This is a genomic window from Novosphingobium nitrogenifigens DSM 19370 (assembly GCF_000192575.1).
GTDB lineage: Bacteria > Pseudomonadota > Alphaproteobacteria > Sphingomonadales > Sphingomonadaceae > Novosphingobium > Novosphingobium nitrogenifigens.
Genome location: NZ_GL876931.1, coordinates 88177 through 103932 on the forward strand (window position 1 = coordinate 88177; position 15756 = coordinate 103932).

At 64.4% G+C, this 15756-nt stretch carries 12 protein-coding genes; 11 read left to right on the top strand and 1 reads right to left on the bottom strand.

Annotated features, from left to right (window positions below):
* Together Y88_RS08400 and Y88_RS08405 are read left to right on the top strand one after the other, a co-directional pair.
* The gene (locus tag Y88_RS08400; protein ID WP_008068326.1) at nt 1-780 is read left to right on the top strand and encodes a DsbA family protein; all 780 of its coding nucleotides are present in this window, start codon (nt 1-3) and stop codon (nt 778-780) included.
* The gene (locus Y88_RS08405) at nt 777-1754 is read left to right on the top strand and encodes a M48 family metalloprotease (RefSeq protein ID WP_008068328.1); all 978 of its coding nucleotides are present in this window, start codon (nt 777-779) and stop codon (nt 1752-1754) included. The genes Y88_RS08400 and Y88_RS08405 overlap by 4 nt, the downstream gene beginning before the upstream one ends.
* Nucleotides 1755-1787: 33 nt before the next feature.
* On the opposite strand, the gene Y88_RS08410 is transcribed toward Y88_RS08405, so the two are convergent.
* Entirely contained in the window at nt 1788-2441 is a 654-nt protein-coding gene (locus Y88_RS08410; RefSeq protein WP_008068330.1) for a TetR/AcrR family transcriptional regulator, read from the bottom strand.
* Nucleotides 2442-2546: 105 nt separating this feature from the next.
* Between Y88_RS08410 and Y88_RS08415 the strand changes: the two genes are divergently transcribed.
* From Y88_RS08415 to Y88_RS08455, 9 genes are all read left to right on the top strand, one after another.
* Nucleotides 2547-3536, top strand: a complete 990-nt coding sequence (locus Y88_RS08415; protein ID WP_008068333.1) for an HlyD family efflux transporter periplasmic adaptor subunit — start codon at nt 2547-2549, stop codon at nt 3534-3536.
* Complete coding sequence (locus Y88_RS08420) at nt 3533-5299, top strand: ATP-binding cassette domain-containing protein (protein ID WP_008068334.1); 1767 nt, start codon at nt 3533-3535, stop codon at nt 5297-5299. The genes Y88_RS08415 and Y88_RS08420 overlap by 4 nt, the downstream gene beginning before the upstream one ends.
* Before the next feature lie 8 nt (nt 5300-5307).
* Nucleotides 5308-6432, top strand: a complete 1125-nt coding sequence (locus Y88_RS08425; RefSeq protein WP_036500425.1) for an ABC transporter permease — start codon at nt 5308-5310, stop codon at nt 6430-6432.
* Nucleotide 6433: 1 nt separating this feature from the next.
* Nucleotides 6434-7546, top strand: a complete 1113-nt coding sequence (locus Y88_RS08430) for an ABC transporter permease (RefSeq protein WP_008068338.1) — start codon at nt 6434-6436, stop codon at nt 7544-7546.
* Nucleotides 7547-7562: 16 nt separating this feature from the next.
* A complete protein-coding gene (locus Y88_RS08435) occupies nt 7563-9074 on the top strand; it encodes an efflux transporter outer membrane subunit (RefSeq protein ID WP_232280982.1) in 1512 nt (503 codons plus the stop codon).
* Between the two features lie 139 nt (nt 9075-9213).
* Entirely contained in the window at nt 9214-10548 is a 1335-nt protein-coding gene (locus Y88_RS08440; RefSeq protein WP_008068342.1) for a spinster family MFS transporter, read from the top strand.
* 289 nt (nt 10549-10837) lie between these two features.
* Complete coding sequence (locus Y88_RS08445; RefSeq protein ID WP_269724240.1) at nt 10838-12649, top strand: GMC oxidoreductase; 1812 nt, start codon at nt 10838-10840, stop codon at nt 12647-12649.
* Nucleotides 12650-12809: 160 nt separating this feature from the next.
* On the top strand, nt 12810-14339 hold the full coding sequence (locus Y88_RS08450; RefSeq protein WP_008068347.1) for a hypothetical protein: 1530 nt from the start codon (nt 12810-12812) through the stop codon (nt 14337-14339).
* 104 nt (nt 14340-14443) lie between these two features.
* The gene (locus Y88_RS08455) at nt 14444-15754 is read left to right on the top strand and encodes an MFS transporter (protein ID WP_008068349.1); all 1311 of its coding nucleotides are present in this window, start codon (nt 14444-14446) and stop codon (nt 15752-15754) included.
* Nucleotides 15755-15756 lie beyond the last annotated feature (2 nt).

The following is a 15756-nucleotide window of genomic DNA, read 5'->3' on the forward strand; positions in this document are numbered from 1 at the left end:
ATGCAAAAGCCCGAACGCTCCGGTTTCGCCTATATCCTTGCCATTCTGGTCGGTATCGCCGCGGGCGGTTTCGGCTGGTATTTCGCCAGCCATCGGGCGGTCGGCAACGATGCCGTCTCTGCCCAGCTGGCAAGCGCAGGGATCGATCCGCGCCAGCGCACGGCGATCGAAGGGCTGGTTCGCGCCTACATTCTCGACCACCCGGAAATCCTGCCCGAAGCAATGGACAAGCTTCAGGCCAAGGAAACCAGCGAAAAACTGGCGCCCGTGCGCGCGGCTCTCGAAACCCCCTTCCCCGGCGCGGTGCTCGGCAATCCGCAGGGCAAGGTGACGCTCGTCGAATTCACCGATTTCGCCTGCACCTATTGCCGGGGCAGCGTTGCCGACATCAATGCACTGATCGCGGCCAATTCCGATCTCAAGGTCGTGATGCGGGAATTGCCGATCATCTCGCCCCAGAGCGAACCGGCTGCCCGCATGGCGCTTGCCGCCGCCGCCCAGGGCAAATTCGCCGCCTATCACACCGCCATGTTCGCAGGTGCCCGCCCGGATGACGCCAGCATTGCCGCTGCCGCCGCCAAGGCCGGGCTCGACATGAATGCCGCGCGCACGTTCGCTGCGGGCAAGGAAGCGCAACAGGAACTCGAACACAATCTGGCCTTTGCCCGCCAGCTCGGCATCAACGGCACGCCCGCATTCCTGATCGGTGGTCAGGTGATCCCGGGCGCCGTCGGCCGGGACAAGTTGCAGGAAGCCGTCGACGCGGCCCGCAAGGGATGACGAGAGCGCGCGGCACCACGATTGCGGGCCTGGCTTCCCTTCCTCTGGCCGCCTTTTCCCTGCTTGCCGCCGTCTTGACGCCCGCCCCCCTCGCGGCCCAGCCGGTCGACGGTCTTCAGGTCGCCGACAGTGCGGTCCAGAGCGTGGGATGGAAACTGGCGCTCGCCAACCGCCGCTATTGCGCACGCACGGCCCCGGAAACCGGGATCATGCTGGCCGACCTTGCCACGTATGATGATGCCCGCGCGACGCGCACGGCCTATGGCCTTGGCACGTCGGGCGAAATCTTCGTCGGGGCGCTCGCCGACGAAGCGCCCGGAGCCCGCGCAGGACTTGTGGTCAACACCATGGTCCGCTCGATCGGCAACCGCGTGATGGCCAATGAAATGCCCCCGCCCCGGCAGGACTGGTTCGCCCGCGTCCAGCGGTTGCAGAACCTGATCGATACGACCGCCGCGCGCGAAGGCCATGTCGATTTCGGGCTCTATGGCGGCAAGACCGTGACCGTGGTCCCCGAAATCACCTGCCACGTCCGATTTTTCCTCGATGACGGAAAGACCGACGCCCATGCGGTGCGGGACGAAGTCCATATCGGTCATCGCTATGTCGACCAGTTGGGCGGGGACACCGATCTCCTCGCCGCGTTGGTCGCGCATGAAATGGCCCATGCCGTGCTCGACCACGAAACCGAACTGGAAGCCGCACACGGACGGATCGATGTCACGCGCCGGACCGAGCGCGAGGCCGATCGCCTGTCGGTCTGGTTGATGGCGAACGCCGGATACGATCCCGAAAACGCGGTTCGCCTGCAACAGGAAGTGATCCGCCGCCGGGGTTCGTTCCTTGCCTTCGACCCCACGCACGGCAGCTGGCGCAGCCGGGCCGAGACCATCAGCGCGGAAATCGAGGCCCTTCACGCCGCGCCCGATGCGGACTGGCCCCATCGGTTCGTGCGGGAAAAGCGGGACAACTGATCCCGCAAGGCCTGGCAGGCGGAGCGAAAGGCTTCAATCCGACTGGCGATAGGCCTGCGCGGCGGCATGCAGGCCGCCCATCGTGAAACGATAGAGATGTTCGGCAAGCGCGGTCGCCGACATCTGGTGGATGGTGCGGCTGATCGGGGAAAGATTTTCGGGAAAGATGATCAGCATGGCGCAGGGAGCGCCAAAGCTGATGAGGCAGCACATGAGTTCCGGCGCATCTGCGGGAATGCCGGTGATCTCGCTCAGGACGCCGAGGACGAGATCGATCTTGGGCGCGACTTCGTCCCGGAACAGTTGGGAAAGATGATCCGAAGGCGCCAGCATTTCGCGGGCGAGCACGGTCATGTTCCACGGAGCATCATCGATGATGCGTCCGGCAAGAGTTGCGAGCAGGGCATGGAGCTTCTGCTCCGGCGTCCGCTCGCTCGCAACGATGACCGAGATTTCCTCGTACCGCATGAAGCGGCGATGCGCTTCGACCAGAACGGCCTGATAGAGCCCGTCGCGACTGCCGAAATGGTAGTTGATCGATGCCAGATCCACCCCCGCCTGTTCGGCGACCACCTTGTTCGGTGTCTGTGCAAAGCCGTTCTCCGCAAAGAGCTTTCCGGCGCTTTCGAGTATGCGGGTCCGGGTTGCGGCGCCGTCCGAACGGGCGACACGAAGAGTTTTGGGCATCGTTGCGCGATCCTGTCTGGTTTCCCCTCCTTAAAGGAGTTGAAATCTAAATTCAATTTAGTCTAAGCGTGCGACAGCCAATTCCGGTGCGTCGGGATTCACGGAATGAGAAAGCTTGCCATCGGTTGTCTGGGCCTTTTGACTGCATCGCTGGGCGGTTGCGGTGACGGAAAGGCGGGCAAAGGGGAAATCGTCCTCCACGGCAATGTCGATCTTCGTCAGGTCTCGCTGGCTTTCGACGGCAATGGCCGGATCGTCCGCATGAACGCCGAGGAAGGCGATCAGGTCCGCGCGGGAACCGTGCTTGCCGAACTCGACACCGTCACGCTGCAATTGCAGGCGCAGCAGGCCAAGGCCCAGCTCGACCAGCAGCAGCAGAACCTGCGCAAGCTGCTCAACGGATCGCGGCCCGAGGAAATCGCCGAAAGCCGGGCCAAGCTCGCCGATGCGCAGGCGCAGGCCGCCCGCGCACAGGACGATCTCAAGCGCATGCGCGACATTGCCGGGCGGACCGACGGGCGCGGCGTCAGCGGACAGGATCTCGACCGCGCGGCAAGGGACGCCACAGCGGCACAAGCCCGCGCCGACGAACAGGCACAAGCCTTGCGCCTCGCCCGGATCGGCCCGCGCGAAGAGGAAATTGCCGGGGCGCGTGCGCAAGTCGCTTCGGCGCAGGCCCAACTCGCCCTGCTCCAGCACCAGATCGATCAAGGGCATCTGGTCGCGCCCTCGGACGGCGTCGTCCGGTCGCGACTGCTTCAGCCCGGCGATCAGGCAACGCCCCAGAAACCGGTGTTCAACCTTGCACTCACGCATCCCAAATGGGTGCGCGTCTATGTGCCCGAACCCGACCTTGGCCGCATTCGCATGGGGCTTCCCGCCAAAGTGACGACCGACAGCATGCCCGGGCAATATGTCTCGGGCCGGATCGGCTATATCTCGTCGGTATCCGAATTCACGCCCAAGTCGGTCGAGACCGAGGATCTGCGCACCAGCCTCGTCTACGAAGTGCGGGTCTGGGTGGACGATCCGGGCAACCGCCTGCGTCTGGGGCAGCCGGTGACCGCGACTCTCGAAACGGGGTCGAGCCGGTGACGGACACCGGCTTTACCGTTGTCGCACAAGGCCTGCGCAAGGTCTTCGTCGCGCCTGACGGAAAGCCGTTCGATGCCATCGACGATCTCTCGTTCCGGATCCGGGCGGGCACCTTGACCGCGCTGACCGGGCCGGACGGCGCGGGCAAGACGACCCTGATGCGGATGATGGCGGGGTTGCTGCGGCCCGACGCCGGGACCTTGCAGGTTCTGGGCGAGGATGTGAGCCTGCGTCCCCAGGCCGTGCAGAACCGCATCAGCTACATGCCGCAACGCTTCGGCCTTTACGAAGACCTGAGCGTGCAGGAAAACCTCGACCTTTATGCCGACCTCCACGGCGTGCCGATGGAGCAGCGGCGCGAGCGGTTTTCGCGGATGCTGGAAATGACCGACATGGCGCGCTTCACCGCGCGTCCGGCCGGAAAGCTGTCGGGGGGCATGAAGCAGAAGCTCGGCCTTGCCTGCACGCTGGTCCGCTCGCCCGACCTGCTCCTGCTCGACGAGCCCAGCGTCGGCGTCGATCCGCTGTCTCGCCGCGATCTGTGGACGATCCTCGAACAATTGATCGAGGGCGAGAACCTGAGCGTGATCGTCAGCACCGCCTATATGGACGAAGCCGCGCGCTGCACCGATGTCTTCGTGGTCAATCGCGGCCGCCTGCTGGCCGAGGGATCGCCCGAAGACCTCAGCCATCGGGCAAAAGGGCTGACCTATGAAGCCGCGCCTCCGCCGGGCATGCCCGCGCGCGTTCTCCAGGCCAGGTTGATCGACGCGCCCGACCGAATCGTCGATGCCGTGCCGCGCGGCGGCCGGGTGTGGTTCATCCGCCAGCCCGATTGCGACGAGGCCGCGCTGCGCGAGCTTCTTCCCGACACCCCGTTCGAACCGCGTACGGAAGAGCTGGAAGACGCCTTCATGGCGCTGCTGCGCGAACATGACGGCGATAGCGGCAAAACTGCCGAGCACGCCCCCGCAGCCACCGTGCCCCAAAGCAAGGGGGACGGGCACCCGGTCATCGTCGTGCGCGATCTCGTCCGTCGCTTCGGCGATTTCACGGCCGTTGCCAGCACGTCGTTCTCGGTCGCGCAGGGGGAAATCTTCGGCCTGCTCGGCCCCAACGGCGCGGGCAAGACGACGACGTTCCGCATGTTGTGCGGCCTGCTTCCCGCGACCAGCGGCCATCTCGAAGTCGCGGGGCTGAACTTGCGCAAGGCCCGGGCCGAGGCGCGCGGCCGGATCGGCTATGTCTCGCAGAAATTCGCGCTTTACGGCAATCTGACCGTGCGGGAAAATCTCGAATTCTTTGCCGGTGCCTATGGGCTCCCCCGCAAACGGGCCCATGCCCGGATCGAAGCGGTCCTGAAACAGTTCGACCTCGAACCCGGCGCGGTCAGCGGCATTCTTCCGGTCGGGTACAAGCAGCGTCTGGCGATGGCCGCAGGCCTGCTGCACGAACCCGACATCCTGTTCCTCGACGAACCGACCAGCGGCATCGACCCCATGGCGCGCCGCGCGTTCTGGCGCACGATCACGGCACTCGCGCAGGACGGCGTGACGATCATCGTCACCACCCATTTCATGGAAGAAGCCGAATATTGCGACCGCATCGCCATTCAGGATGATGGTCGCATGCTCGCATTGGGCACGCCCCAGCAAGTGCGCGAACAGGCAGGCGGCGATCGTGCGATGGACATGAACACGGCTTTCATCGCCAATGTCGAACAGTCGCGCGCGGCTCTGGCCCGGAAAGGCGAGGCAGCGTGACGCGCGGCATGTCCGGTTTTCTCACGCGGCTCATTGCCCTGATCCGCAAGGAAACGCGGCAGATGCTGCGCGACCGCAGCAACCTCATGGTCGGCCTGCTGCTGCCTGCCGCGCTGATCCTGCTGTTCGGCTATGGCCTTTCCTTCGACGTGCGCGATGCGCCGGTCGCCGTGGTTCTGGAGGACCGGTCCGAAACCGCACGGGATACGGTCGCAGGTCTTTCGGGATCACCTTATCTCGCCCCGGTTGCAGTTCCCGACATGGGCCGCGCGGTTGCCTTGCTGCGCGCGCATACCGTCGATGCCATCGTTCGTGTCCCGGTCGATTTCACCGCGCGCAAGGCCGGTGGCGAAGGGCGGATACAGGTCCTGCTCAACGGCTATGACGCGACCTCGGCGATGACCATCGGCACCTATATCGACGGCGCGATCCAGCTTTCGGTTCTCCACGATCAGGATCGCATGGGGCCGGGCATGGACAGCGGCAGTACGCTCGGCCTTGTCCAGCGGGTCTGGTTCAATGCCGCCAGCATCAGCACCTGGTATCTGGTTCCCGGCCTGCTGGTGCTGGTCATCACTCTGATCGGGGCGTTCCTGACATCGCTCCTGATCGCGCGCGAGTGGGAGCGGGGAACGCTCGAATCGCTGTTCGTGACGCCGGTCCGGCCGCTCGAACTGGTCATGGCAAAACTGGCGCCCTACATGGTGATCGGCGCGATCGACGTGGCGCTCTGCCTCGCGTCGGCGCGGTTCCTGTTCCATGTCCCGATCCGCGGCTCGCTCGGGGTCATCATCGTCTCCTCGCTGCTCTACCTCTCGGTCTCGCTCATGCTCGGGCTGCTCATTTCGGGCGTGACGCGGAACCAGTTCGCGGCGAGCCAGATGGCCATGCTGGCAAGCTTCATGCCCGCAACCATGCTTTCGGGTTTCGTCTATGACATCCGCAACATGCCGACCGCGATCCGGGCCATCAGCCTGATGCTGCCCGCCACGCATTTCATGGACCTCATCAAGGGGCTCTTCCTTGCCGGAACGGTCTGGCCGCTGGTGTTCAAGTCGTGCGGCATTCTGCTGCTCTATCTCGTCGGCCTGGGGTTCCTGACCACCCGCACCTTGCGCAAGAGGCTCGACTGAGATGGAATGGCTCACCGTCTGGCTGGCCCAGATCCTCTCGCTGTGCCGCAAGGAATTCCTGGCGGTGATCAAGGACCCGGCGAACCGCACGATCCTGTTCGTGCCGGTGCTGATGCAGTCGGTCCTGTTCGGCTATGGCGCGACGTTCGACCTCACCAATGTGCCCTATGTCGTCGTCGATGAAAGCCGCAGCGCGACCTCGACCGCCCTGCTGGCGCGGATCGACGGAACCGGCGTCTTCCGCCGCGCCGCAACGCTCGAGACCCCGGCCCAGATCGCCGCCATGATCGATGCAGGCAAGGCGACCGTTGCCATCACCATCCCCTCCGACTTCGACCAGCGCCTGACCCGGGGGCAGGCCTCGCCGGTCGAGGTCGTTCTCGACGGGCGCAATTCCTCGACCGCCGGGGCGGCTGCCGGGCAGATCGGCACGATCGTTGCCGACTTCAACCGCTCTCGGGGCGTCCATCCGGCCGTCACGGTCGAGCGGCGGGCATGGTACAATCCCAACCTCCTCACCCGATGGTCCCTGCTCCCGACGCTGATCGCCTCGCTCAGTTTCATGCAGACCTTGCTGATCGCGGCTCTCTCGGTTGCGCGCGAGCGGGAACAGGGGACATTCGACCAGTTGATGGTGACGCCCTTGCGCCCGATGCAGATCATGGTGGGCAAATTGCTTCCGGCCATGACCATCGGCCTGATCCAGTCCACGCTGGTCCTTCTGGTAATCCGGTTCTGGTTCCAGATCCCGATGCAAGGCTCGCTGGTCCTGCTCTATTGCTGCCTGATCGGGTTCACGACGGCAGCGGTGGGACTGGGGCTTTCAATCTCGGCCCTGTCGCTCAACATGCAACAGGCGATGCTCTACACGTTCATCGTCATCATGCCGATGATGCTCCTGTCGGGCATGGTCACCCCGGTGCGCAACATGCCCCGCGTGCTTCAGCTCGCAACCATGGTCAATCCCTTGCGCTTCGGCATCGACATGGCCCGCCGGATCTATCTCGAAGGGGCCGGATTGTCCGACATCGCGTTCGATTTCGTGCCGCTGGCGGCAATCACGGCAGTGTCGCTGCCGCTTGCCGCCTGGCTTTTCCGCAACCGCCTCTCCTGATCGGGACATGCCGTTGATGCAGGTTTCTCGCCCTCTCGCCCGCAAATCCGCGACTCTCGCCATGGCGGCGGCGCTGTGCCTTGGCGGCTGTACGGTCGGACCGGATTACCACAAGCCCACCGCCGTTGCGCCCGCCGACTGGACCAGCTGGCACAGCGGGTCGGACGCCTTGCGCCCGGCGCTTGCCGATGCCGCCCCGCTCCCGCCCGACTGGTGGCAGGGGTTCCACGATCCCGTTCTCGACGAACTCGAACGGCGCGCCTTTGCCGCGAGCCCCGACTTGCGCACCGCCGCGCTCCATTTCGCACAGGCACGGGTTCAGCGCGACGTGACTGCCTCGCAAGGCCTGCCGCAAGTCGATGCGAGTGCGACGGTCCAGGGGCAGCGCCAGAGCGAATTCGGTGCCAGCACGCGGCTGTTCGACGAGATCGGCGGGGCCAACCGCAACGCTCTCGCCAAGCTGCTGGGCGAACCCTACACGCTCTACAAGGGCGGCTTCGACGCTTCGTGGGAAATCGACTTCTGGGGCAAAGTGCGGCGCAGCGTCGAAGCGGCCAATGCCGACATCGCCCAACAGGGAGCCCTGCTCGATCAGGCGCGGCTCACTCTCGCCAGCGACGTAGCGCAGGCCTATTTCTCGTTGCGCAGCGCCCAGCGCGACCTCGCCATGGCCCGCGCGGACATCGACGACTTGCGCGAACGCACCCGGATTCTGGCCGAACGGACGAAGGGCGGATTGGCGAACCACTTCGATCTCGAACGCCAGCATATCGACTTGCGCTCCGCCGAAGCGCAACTGCCCGCGCTTGAGGCACAGGAAGCCTCGCAGATCAACCGGATCGCGCTGCTTCTGGGCGACCGCCCCGGTTCGCTGTCCGACCTGCTGCATCCGCAGGAAAGCGAAGTGGCGGGCGCGCTGCCCGATCTTACTCTCGGTCTGCCGTCGGCGGTCGCCTTGCGTCGTCCCGACATTCGCGCCGCCGAAGCCCGCCTGCACGAGGCGACCGCAAAGATCGGCGTCGCACGCGCCGATCTCTATCCCGCGATCAAGCTGGGCGGGAATTTCGACCTCGAATCCTATCGCGCCAGCAACCTGTTCGAATGGGGCAGCCATTCGTGGGGTATTGGGCCGAGCGTCGATCTGCCCCTGTTCGACGGCGCGCGACGCAGGCGCACCATCCGCTTGCGCGAACTGGAACAAAAGGAAGCGGCTGTTTCCTTCGAACAGACCGTGCTGCGCGCGTGGCAGGAAATCGACGACGCGCTCAATGCCTATCAGGCCGAACGGGTCGAAAACGCGAAACTCGCCGAACGACGCGAAGCCGCGCGACAGGCACTCGACCTTGCGCAGGCGCGCTATGCGGGCGGGATCGTCACCTGGATCGATGTGCTCGACGCCCGCCGCGCCTATCATCAGGCCCGCCGGGAAAGCTGGGACAGCGATGCTCGCCTCGGTACGCGCTATGTCGTGGTCAACAAGGCCATCGGCAATGTTCCGGGAGACCAGGCGAAAACCGCCGTTAACTGAGATCGCACCCTTTTAGGGTCGCATGTCAAATAGGCATGACAGGATAGCGATTTCGTCCAGCATACTCCGCACCTTCGGACGACCGGATCGAGAGTCCCTGATCGAACGGGCCCTGATCGGACGGGGAGGCAGGCGAGACATGGAGAGTGCGAGCGCGACGGGCGAGATCGAGCTTTCGATCGAAAGCGAAACGCAAGCCGCTACGGGATGGTCCCGCTGGTACGTGGTGACCGTGCTGGGCCTCGTCTATGCGATGAACATCGCCGACCGCTATGTCGTCTCGACCTTGATGGAGCCGATCCGGCTCGACCTGCATCTCACCGATTCCGGCATTGCCATGCTGACCGGGACTGCGTTGGCGCTGTTCTATGTGACGATCGGAATTCCCGTCTCCGCACTCGCCGACCGGGCGAATCGGCGCAATATCGTCGCGGGTGCGCTGGTGCTGTGGTCGGCTTTCACCATGGCATGCGGGGCTGCGCGCAATTTCGGCCAGTTGATGCTGACCCGTGTCGGTGTCGGCATCGGGGAAGCGGGCGGCACGCCCCCATCGACCTCGATCCTCTCGGACCTCTTTCCCGCGCGCGAACGGGCGATGGCGGTGACGTTCTATTCGCTCGGGTCGCCGATCGGCGCGTGGATCGGGGCCGATCTCGCCGGGCGTCTTGCCGATCTTTATGGCTGGCGCACAGTGTTCTACGCGCTGGGCCTGCCGGGCGTAGTGCTCGGCCTGCTCGTGTTCCTGACCGTGCGCGAACCTGCGCGGGGACAGATGGAAGAGGTCGTTGCCAAGCCGGCCGTCATCCCGCTGTGGCACGCGCTGCGGTTCATTTTCTCGCAGAAAAGCGCGGTCCATCTCATCATCGCAACCGCTGTCGCCACTTTGTGGGGATGGGGCCTGATGTGGTGGACGCCGACGTATCTCATGCGCGCCTATGGCATGACGCCGGGACAGACCGGCGCGATCCTGGGGCCGATCCACATCGTCGCGGGCAGCGTGGCGACACTGGCAACCGGCCGGGTCATGGCGACCGGCACGATGAGCGACCCGCGCCGGGCCTTGTGGTTCATCGGCGCCATGATCGCGGTGATTTCGGTGCCGACTTTCCTGATCTACCAGACGCACCATCTCGACGTCGCCATTCTCGGGCTGTGGATCTTCGTGCCCGGCGTCTATTTCTATGTCGGCCCTTCGTTCGGGCTGCTGTCCAATCTGGTGCCGCCGCAAATGCGCGCGACGGCGCTGGCGATCCTCTTGCTCGCGTCCAACATCGCCAATCTCGTCATCGCGCCCCAGGCCGTCGGATTTGTCAGCGATCACCTTGCCGGAGCGGGCGGCGCGAACGCGGCCTCCCTGCGAATCGCCCTGCTGCTCCTCACCCCCACCGGTTTCTGGGGCGCGTGGCATTACTGGGCCGCCGGACGCCGCTTCGTCGCGGATCAGAGACGCGCCGAACAATGGACGGCCGGTTAAGAAGCCTCTTCCGAAACGCTCCATTCCCGAAAGATCGGAATGGCAATAAAATCGAGCATTTCAACCTCTCGGTTTCTTTCCGTCGGGTGGATCGCACGGATTACGAAGCAATTGTCCGGGGGCGTTCGTTGACTTCACACCCTGCCGGGTTCCCTTTCGAGTTGGGACCAGGCAGGCATCTTTTCGCAAAGGCACCTGCCCAAAAACGACAGGTGCGGCCATCACACGCTATCTCGACTTCGAACGCGACACTGTTTCGCCCGAGGATATTGCCGGACACGATGTCCTGATCGTTGGCGGCGGCGCGGCGGGACTGACCATGGCGCACGAACTCGCCGCCAAGGGCAAGACCGTCTGCGTGATCGAAAGCGGCGGGTTCGAGGAAACCCCGGAGCACGAGGCGCTCAACGCCGTCGAGGCGAGCGGCAGCCTCAATGATCCCGCCATTCGACAGGCGCGGCAGGACTGGCACAGCCCGCAGATGCGCTTCTGGTCGGCCGAGGGGCAACGCTATGGCGTGCGCAATCGGGCTCTGGGCGGATCGACCGTGGCCTGGGCGGGCAAAGTCGCTCCGTTTGCCGACATCGACTTTGCGTCGCGCGCATGGGTTCCCGGATCCGGCTGGCCGATCGGACGCGCCGATCTTGCCCCCTATCTGACGCGGGCGGCCGATCATCTCGCGCTCGGACCGCTTCTGAACGATGCTGCGTTCTGGGCCGAGCGGGGCATGGACCGCCCCGAACCAGTCGCAGCGATGACCGCTTTCGATTCCCATTTCTGGCAATTTGCCCGCTCGCGCCGGGTCGTCACCGACGTGACGCGGATGGGCGACGATTTCCGGCAAGAGGATCTGCCGGGTGTGACCGTGCTGACCAATGCGACGGTCGCGCGGCTGTTTGCCGCCGAAGGACGCGTGACCGGCCTTGAATGCCTGTCTTCGCTCGGCGGGGGACAGCGGGCATTCGTTCGCGCGCAGCGCATCGTGCTGGCGTCCGGGGCCATCGAAAACGCGCGGGTCCTGCTGCAATCGGGTTTCGACCGACCCGGCACGGCCACGCGCACGGGACTGCCCGCCATCGGGCGCTATCTGATGGATCATCCGACCGTCCGGGTCGGAACCGTCACCGGCGAAGGCTGCGCGGCGGCGGCACGCCTGTTCGGCTTCTTCCCGCTGCGGCAGGGCTATCGCATTTCGATGTATGCCCATGGCCTTGCCCTGCGCCCCGGGACGCAGGAACAGCACAGCCTGCCCAACATGGCAGCCTTCGGTTCGCTCGAGCTGTCGCCGCAGGATCCGATTGCCGCCTGCGGGCGCCTTGCCCGTTTCAAGAGCCGCGCGGTCTGGAGCGATCTGGGCATCGTCATGCGCAATGCGGGCGTGATCGTCAGCGCGGTGGGTCGCAAATTGCTCGAAAGTCCGCGCGTTCCCGACCGGTTGAAGCAGGCGATCGCGGATGCAGCGGTATGGATCAATGCCGATTTCGTCGCGCAGGACTATCTGGCCAAGGGCGGCAGTCGCAAGGTCGATGCGTTGCACATCGAACTGATCGCCGAGCAAGTCGCCGACCTCAACAATCGTGTGACGTTAAGCAAAGTGCGCGACGCGCTCGGATTGCAGCGCGCCAACGTCCGCTGGGAACTGGGCGAGACCGTTCGCGCGGCCCTGCTCGACGGGGCGCGTCTTCTGATCGATGATCTTGCCCGCGCGGGGATTTCCGGCCTCGAGCCCACCGCCGCCGTGCGCGACGGCGATACAGCCGCACTGGTCGCCCGGGACATGGCCCACAGCGCGGGAACGACGCGCATGGGCCGCGACCCCCGCGACAGCGTCGTCGATGCCGATTGTCAGGTCCACGGCGTTGCCGGGCTGTTCGTGGCGGGGGCCTCCGTCTTTCCCACTATCGGCCACGCCAATCCGACCCTGATGATATTGGCCATGGCGATCCGCCTTGCCGACCATATCGTCGCGACACCGCCGCCTGCGGCCGGAACCGGCGAAGGCCTGTTCTTCACCCACGAAATCGACACGAGCGCCGAAGTCTGGCTCGTCGATCAGCCCGAACTCGACGCTGCTGACGAGCGGAAAGAACATGTGTCATGAGATGTTACCGCAAGATTCCAGATATGAAATATTTGTTACGTAACAATATTACCATGAATTGATTACGTTAACGCCTTATCCATACTCGGGCACATACCTGAATCCACATTCACCGGACTTGTTGGGATGAGGAAAACAAAGGCGGCGTAGCGTCCTGGCAATGACCAGGACCACCGCCATTCGGGCCGCAGATTTCACCGCATCGGTCGGCGTCAACGCCTCGATCAATTATACCGACGGCAAATACGTCAATATCCAGAACGTCCTGTCGGACCTGAATTATATAGGGGTAAGCCTGATCCGCACGGCGGCCTACTGGGTCGGGATGCAGGGTCAGGCGGCCTATAACCTTGCCGCGAGCAAGGGCATCCGTTTCGACATGCTGCTCTATACCAACAATACGCTCGCCAACAGCATCGCGCAGATGTCGAGCTTTTCGGCAGCCCATCCCGGCGCTCTCGTCGCGATCGAGGGACCAAACGAGATCAACAACTTCGGCGCCAGTTACAAGGGAATGACCGGCGCGGCGGCGGCCGTTGCGTTCCAGAACGATCTCTATGCCGGGATCCGCGCCGACAAGGTGCTCAAGGCGACGACGGTCTACAGCTACACGATGAATGCGGGCGCCTCCTCGACCACGGGCTACGACTATGCCGCAATCCATCCTTATGGGCGCAAGGGACTGCCGCCGCTGTCCTACCTCAAGGGGGACATGGCCTCGATCCCCGGCAACAAGCCCTTTGCCGTCACCGAAACCGGCTATTCGACGCTCACCACCAACATCGACGGCGTCGATCCGCTGGTTCAGGCCAAATACGATCTCGACATGATTTTCGACGCGAAGAAGGCCGGGGCCTCGACCGTCTTCCTCTATGAATTGCTCGACGCCTATGCCGATCCCAACGGCACGGATCCCGGCAAGCATTACGGCCTGTTCGATTACGGCAATGCGCCCAAGCCGATCGCGACCGCGCTGCACAACCTGATGCAAATCCTCGGCGACAGTGCGGCAAGTGCAGGCAGCTTCACGACGGGCGTGCTCGATTACACCATTTTCGGGGCGGACAAGACCGCGTCGAATTACCTGATGCAGAAATCGTCGGGCGTCTTCGACCTTGTCGTGTGGAACGAGCAGACGATCTGGAACGCGACCACCAAGACCGAAGTGGCAGCAGTGCCGGACAAGGAGACGATCCGCTTTGCCCGCGTGCAGGAGACAGTAAAAGTCTACGACCCTCTCGCCGGAACCGATCCTATCAAGGTCTGGCACAATGTGTCGCAGATCACCGTAACCGTCACTGATCACCCCCTAGTCGTCGAAGTGACGAAGATCGCGAGCCAGACCAATGCCATCAATGCGAGCAGGGGCATGGCAACGATCCATGCCACGGCCAAAGGCAGCGTCATCGTCGGCGGTCCGGGCGACCAATTGTATGCCGGAGCGGGCGCCGACACTTTCGTCTTCCACAAAGGTTTCGGCCACGAAGACGTGTTCGACTTCGACGCCTTATCGGCCAAACACGACACCGTGCAATTCGACAGCTCGCTCTTCGCCGACTATGCGGCGGTCACGGCGGCGATGCATCAGGTCGGCAGCGATGTCGTGATTACCCACGATGCAGCCCAATCCGTCGTCCTCCACGATGTCAGCCTGTCCGCGCTGAGCGCCGCCGATTTCCTGCTGCTCTGAAAGCTGTCATCACGCTGTCACGACCGATGGTCACCCAAAAGGATCGCATGGTTGATCCGGGGACGTGAGCGCAATGACATGTGCAAGGCAGGGCAAGGCCTGTCATGGCTGAGGCCGGGGTCTATGATGCGGGACTGACGTTCACGCCCGATCTTCCCGCCACGCCCTTGCGCTGGCTGGCCTTGGTCGCGGCGGCGCTGGCGATCTTTTCGGTTTATTACGAGACCGACGTCATCGGCGAGATCGCGGATCTCCTGATCCGGCAACGCGGGTTCAGCCAGGCTGACATCGGCAGCCTCAACGCCGCGATCTACTGGCCCAATGTCGTGCTGGCGCTGGTGGGGGGTGTCCTGATCGACCGCTTCGGCCCGTCGCGCATTGCCTTGTGGACGGCGGCTCTGGGCGTTTTCGGCGCGACCCTGACCGCGATCGGCGAGCCTTACGCACTGATGTGGTGTGGGCGCCTGATCTTCGGGATTACCGAAGGGGCGATTTTCATGGCCCTCGTCGCGGGACTGGCACAGTGGTTTCCCCGCAACGGGATTGCGCTTGCGACCGGCCTGTTCCTGTCCCTTGCCCGCGTCGGCTCGTTCCTGTGCAACACGTCCTCGACATGGGCGCGGCCGCTCTATGATGCGGGGTGGCAATGGCCGCTCTGGCTGGGCGTCGGCGTCTCTGCTCTCGGCTTCGTCGCTGCGCTGGTCTTTCAATTGATCGAACCGGGTCGCCCCCTGCCCCCGGCCTCGTTCGATGCCGGGGACATGCTCTCGGCTGCGCGAGGCCTCGACCGGCTGCGCTTCGACCGCTCGTTCTGGACCATCCTCGGGCTGCATGTCCTTTACGCGGCGGTGTTCTTTCCCTTTCGCCAGACTTATGCGGTCGAATATTTCCAGCATGCCAAGCATCTGAGCCTTCAGGCCGCAGGGCAGGTCAATTCGGGCGTTTTCGCTGCCGCGATTTTCGCCACGCCCCTCTTCGGCGTGATCGCCGACAGGTTCGGAAACCGCGCGATGATGCTGGTTTTCGGGACTCTGCTCCTGCCGCTGACGCTGGCGATACTCGCCTTCACGGGGCTGTCGCCCTGGCTTTCGACCGTGCTGATGGGGATCAGTTGGGGGCTGGTTCCGGCGGTCATCTGGCCCGCGACGACGATGATCGTCCCGCGCGAACGGCTGGGAACCGCGCTCGGGCTCATCACCCTGATCCAGTCGCTGGGGATCGCGCTTTCCAACATGATCGCCGGGCATCTTGCCGACTGGGCGGGAGCAGGCCCCGGCCATCCGCACGGCTACGATGCCGTGCTCGGCTTTTTCGGTTGCGTCAGCCTTTTGGCGCTCGCCTGCGTGGTCCTGCTCTGGCGCCACGAAACCGGACCCAACGGGCACGGCCTGGAAAGGCCCGGCCCGCAAGGGTGAAC

Bases quoted from the DNA above. Each gene is read 5' to 3' on its own strand.
- Y88_RS08415 (WP_008068333.1), top strand. From the start codon at position 2,547: ATGAGAAAGCTTGCCATCGGTTGTCTGGGCCTTTTGACTGCATCGCTG.
- Y88_RS08430 (WP_008068338.1), top strand. From the start codon at position 6,434: ATGGAATGGCTCACCGTCTGGCTGGCCCAGATCCTCTCGCTGTGCCGC.
- Y88_RS08410 (WP_008068330.1), bottom strand. From the start codon at position 2,441: ATGCCCAAAACTCTTCGTGTCGCCCGTTCGGACGGCGCCGCAACCCGG.
- Y88_RS08400 (WP_008068326.1), top strand. From the start codon at position 1: ATGCAAAAGCCCGAACGCTCCGGTTTCGCCTATATCCTTGCCATTCTG.
- Y88_RS08425 (WP_036500425.1), top strand. From the start codon at position 5,308: ATGTCCGGTTTTCTCACGCGGCTCATTGCCCTGATCCGCAAGGAAACG.
- Y88_RS08450 (WP_008068347.1), top strand. From the start codon at position 12,810: ATGACCAGGACCACCGCCATTCGGGCCGCAGATTTCACCGCATCGGTC.
- Y88_RS08435 (WP_232280982.1), top strand. From the start codon at position 7,563: ATGCAGGTTTCTCGCCCTCTCGCCCGCAAATCCGCGACTCTCGCCATG.
- Y88_RS08440 (WP_008068342.1), top strand. From the start codon at position 9,214: ATGGAGAGTGCGAGCGCGACGGGCGAGATCGAGCTTTCGATCGAAAGC.
- Y88_RS08455 (WP_008068349.1), top strand. From the start codon at position 14,444: ATGGCTGAGGCCGGGGTCTATGATGCGGGACTGACGTTCACGCCCGAT.
- Y88_RS08405 (WP_008068328.1), top strand. From the start codon at position 777: ATGACGAGAGCGCGCGGCACCACGATTGCGGGCCTGGCTTCCCTTCCT.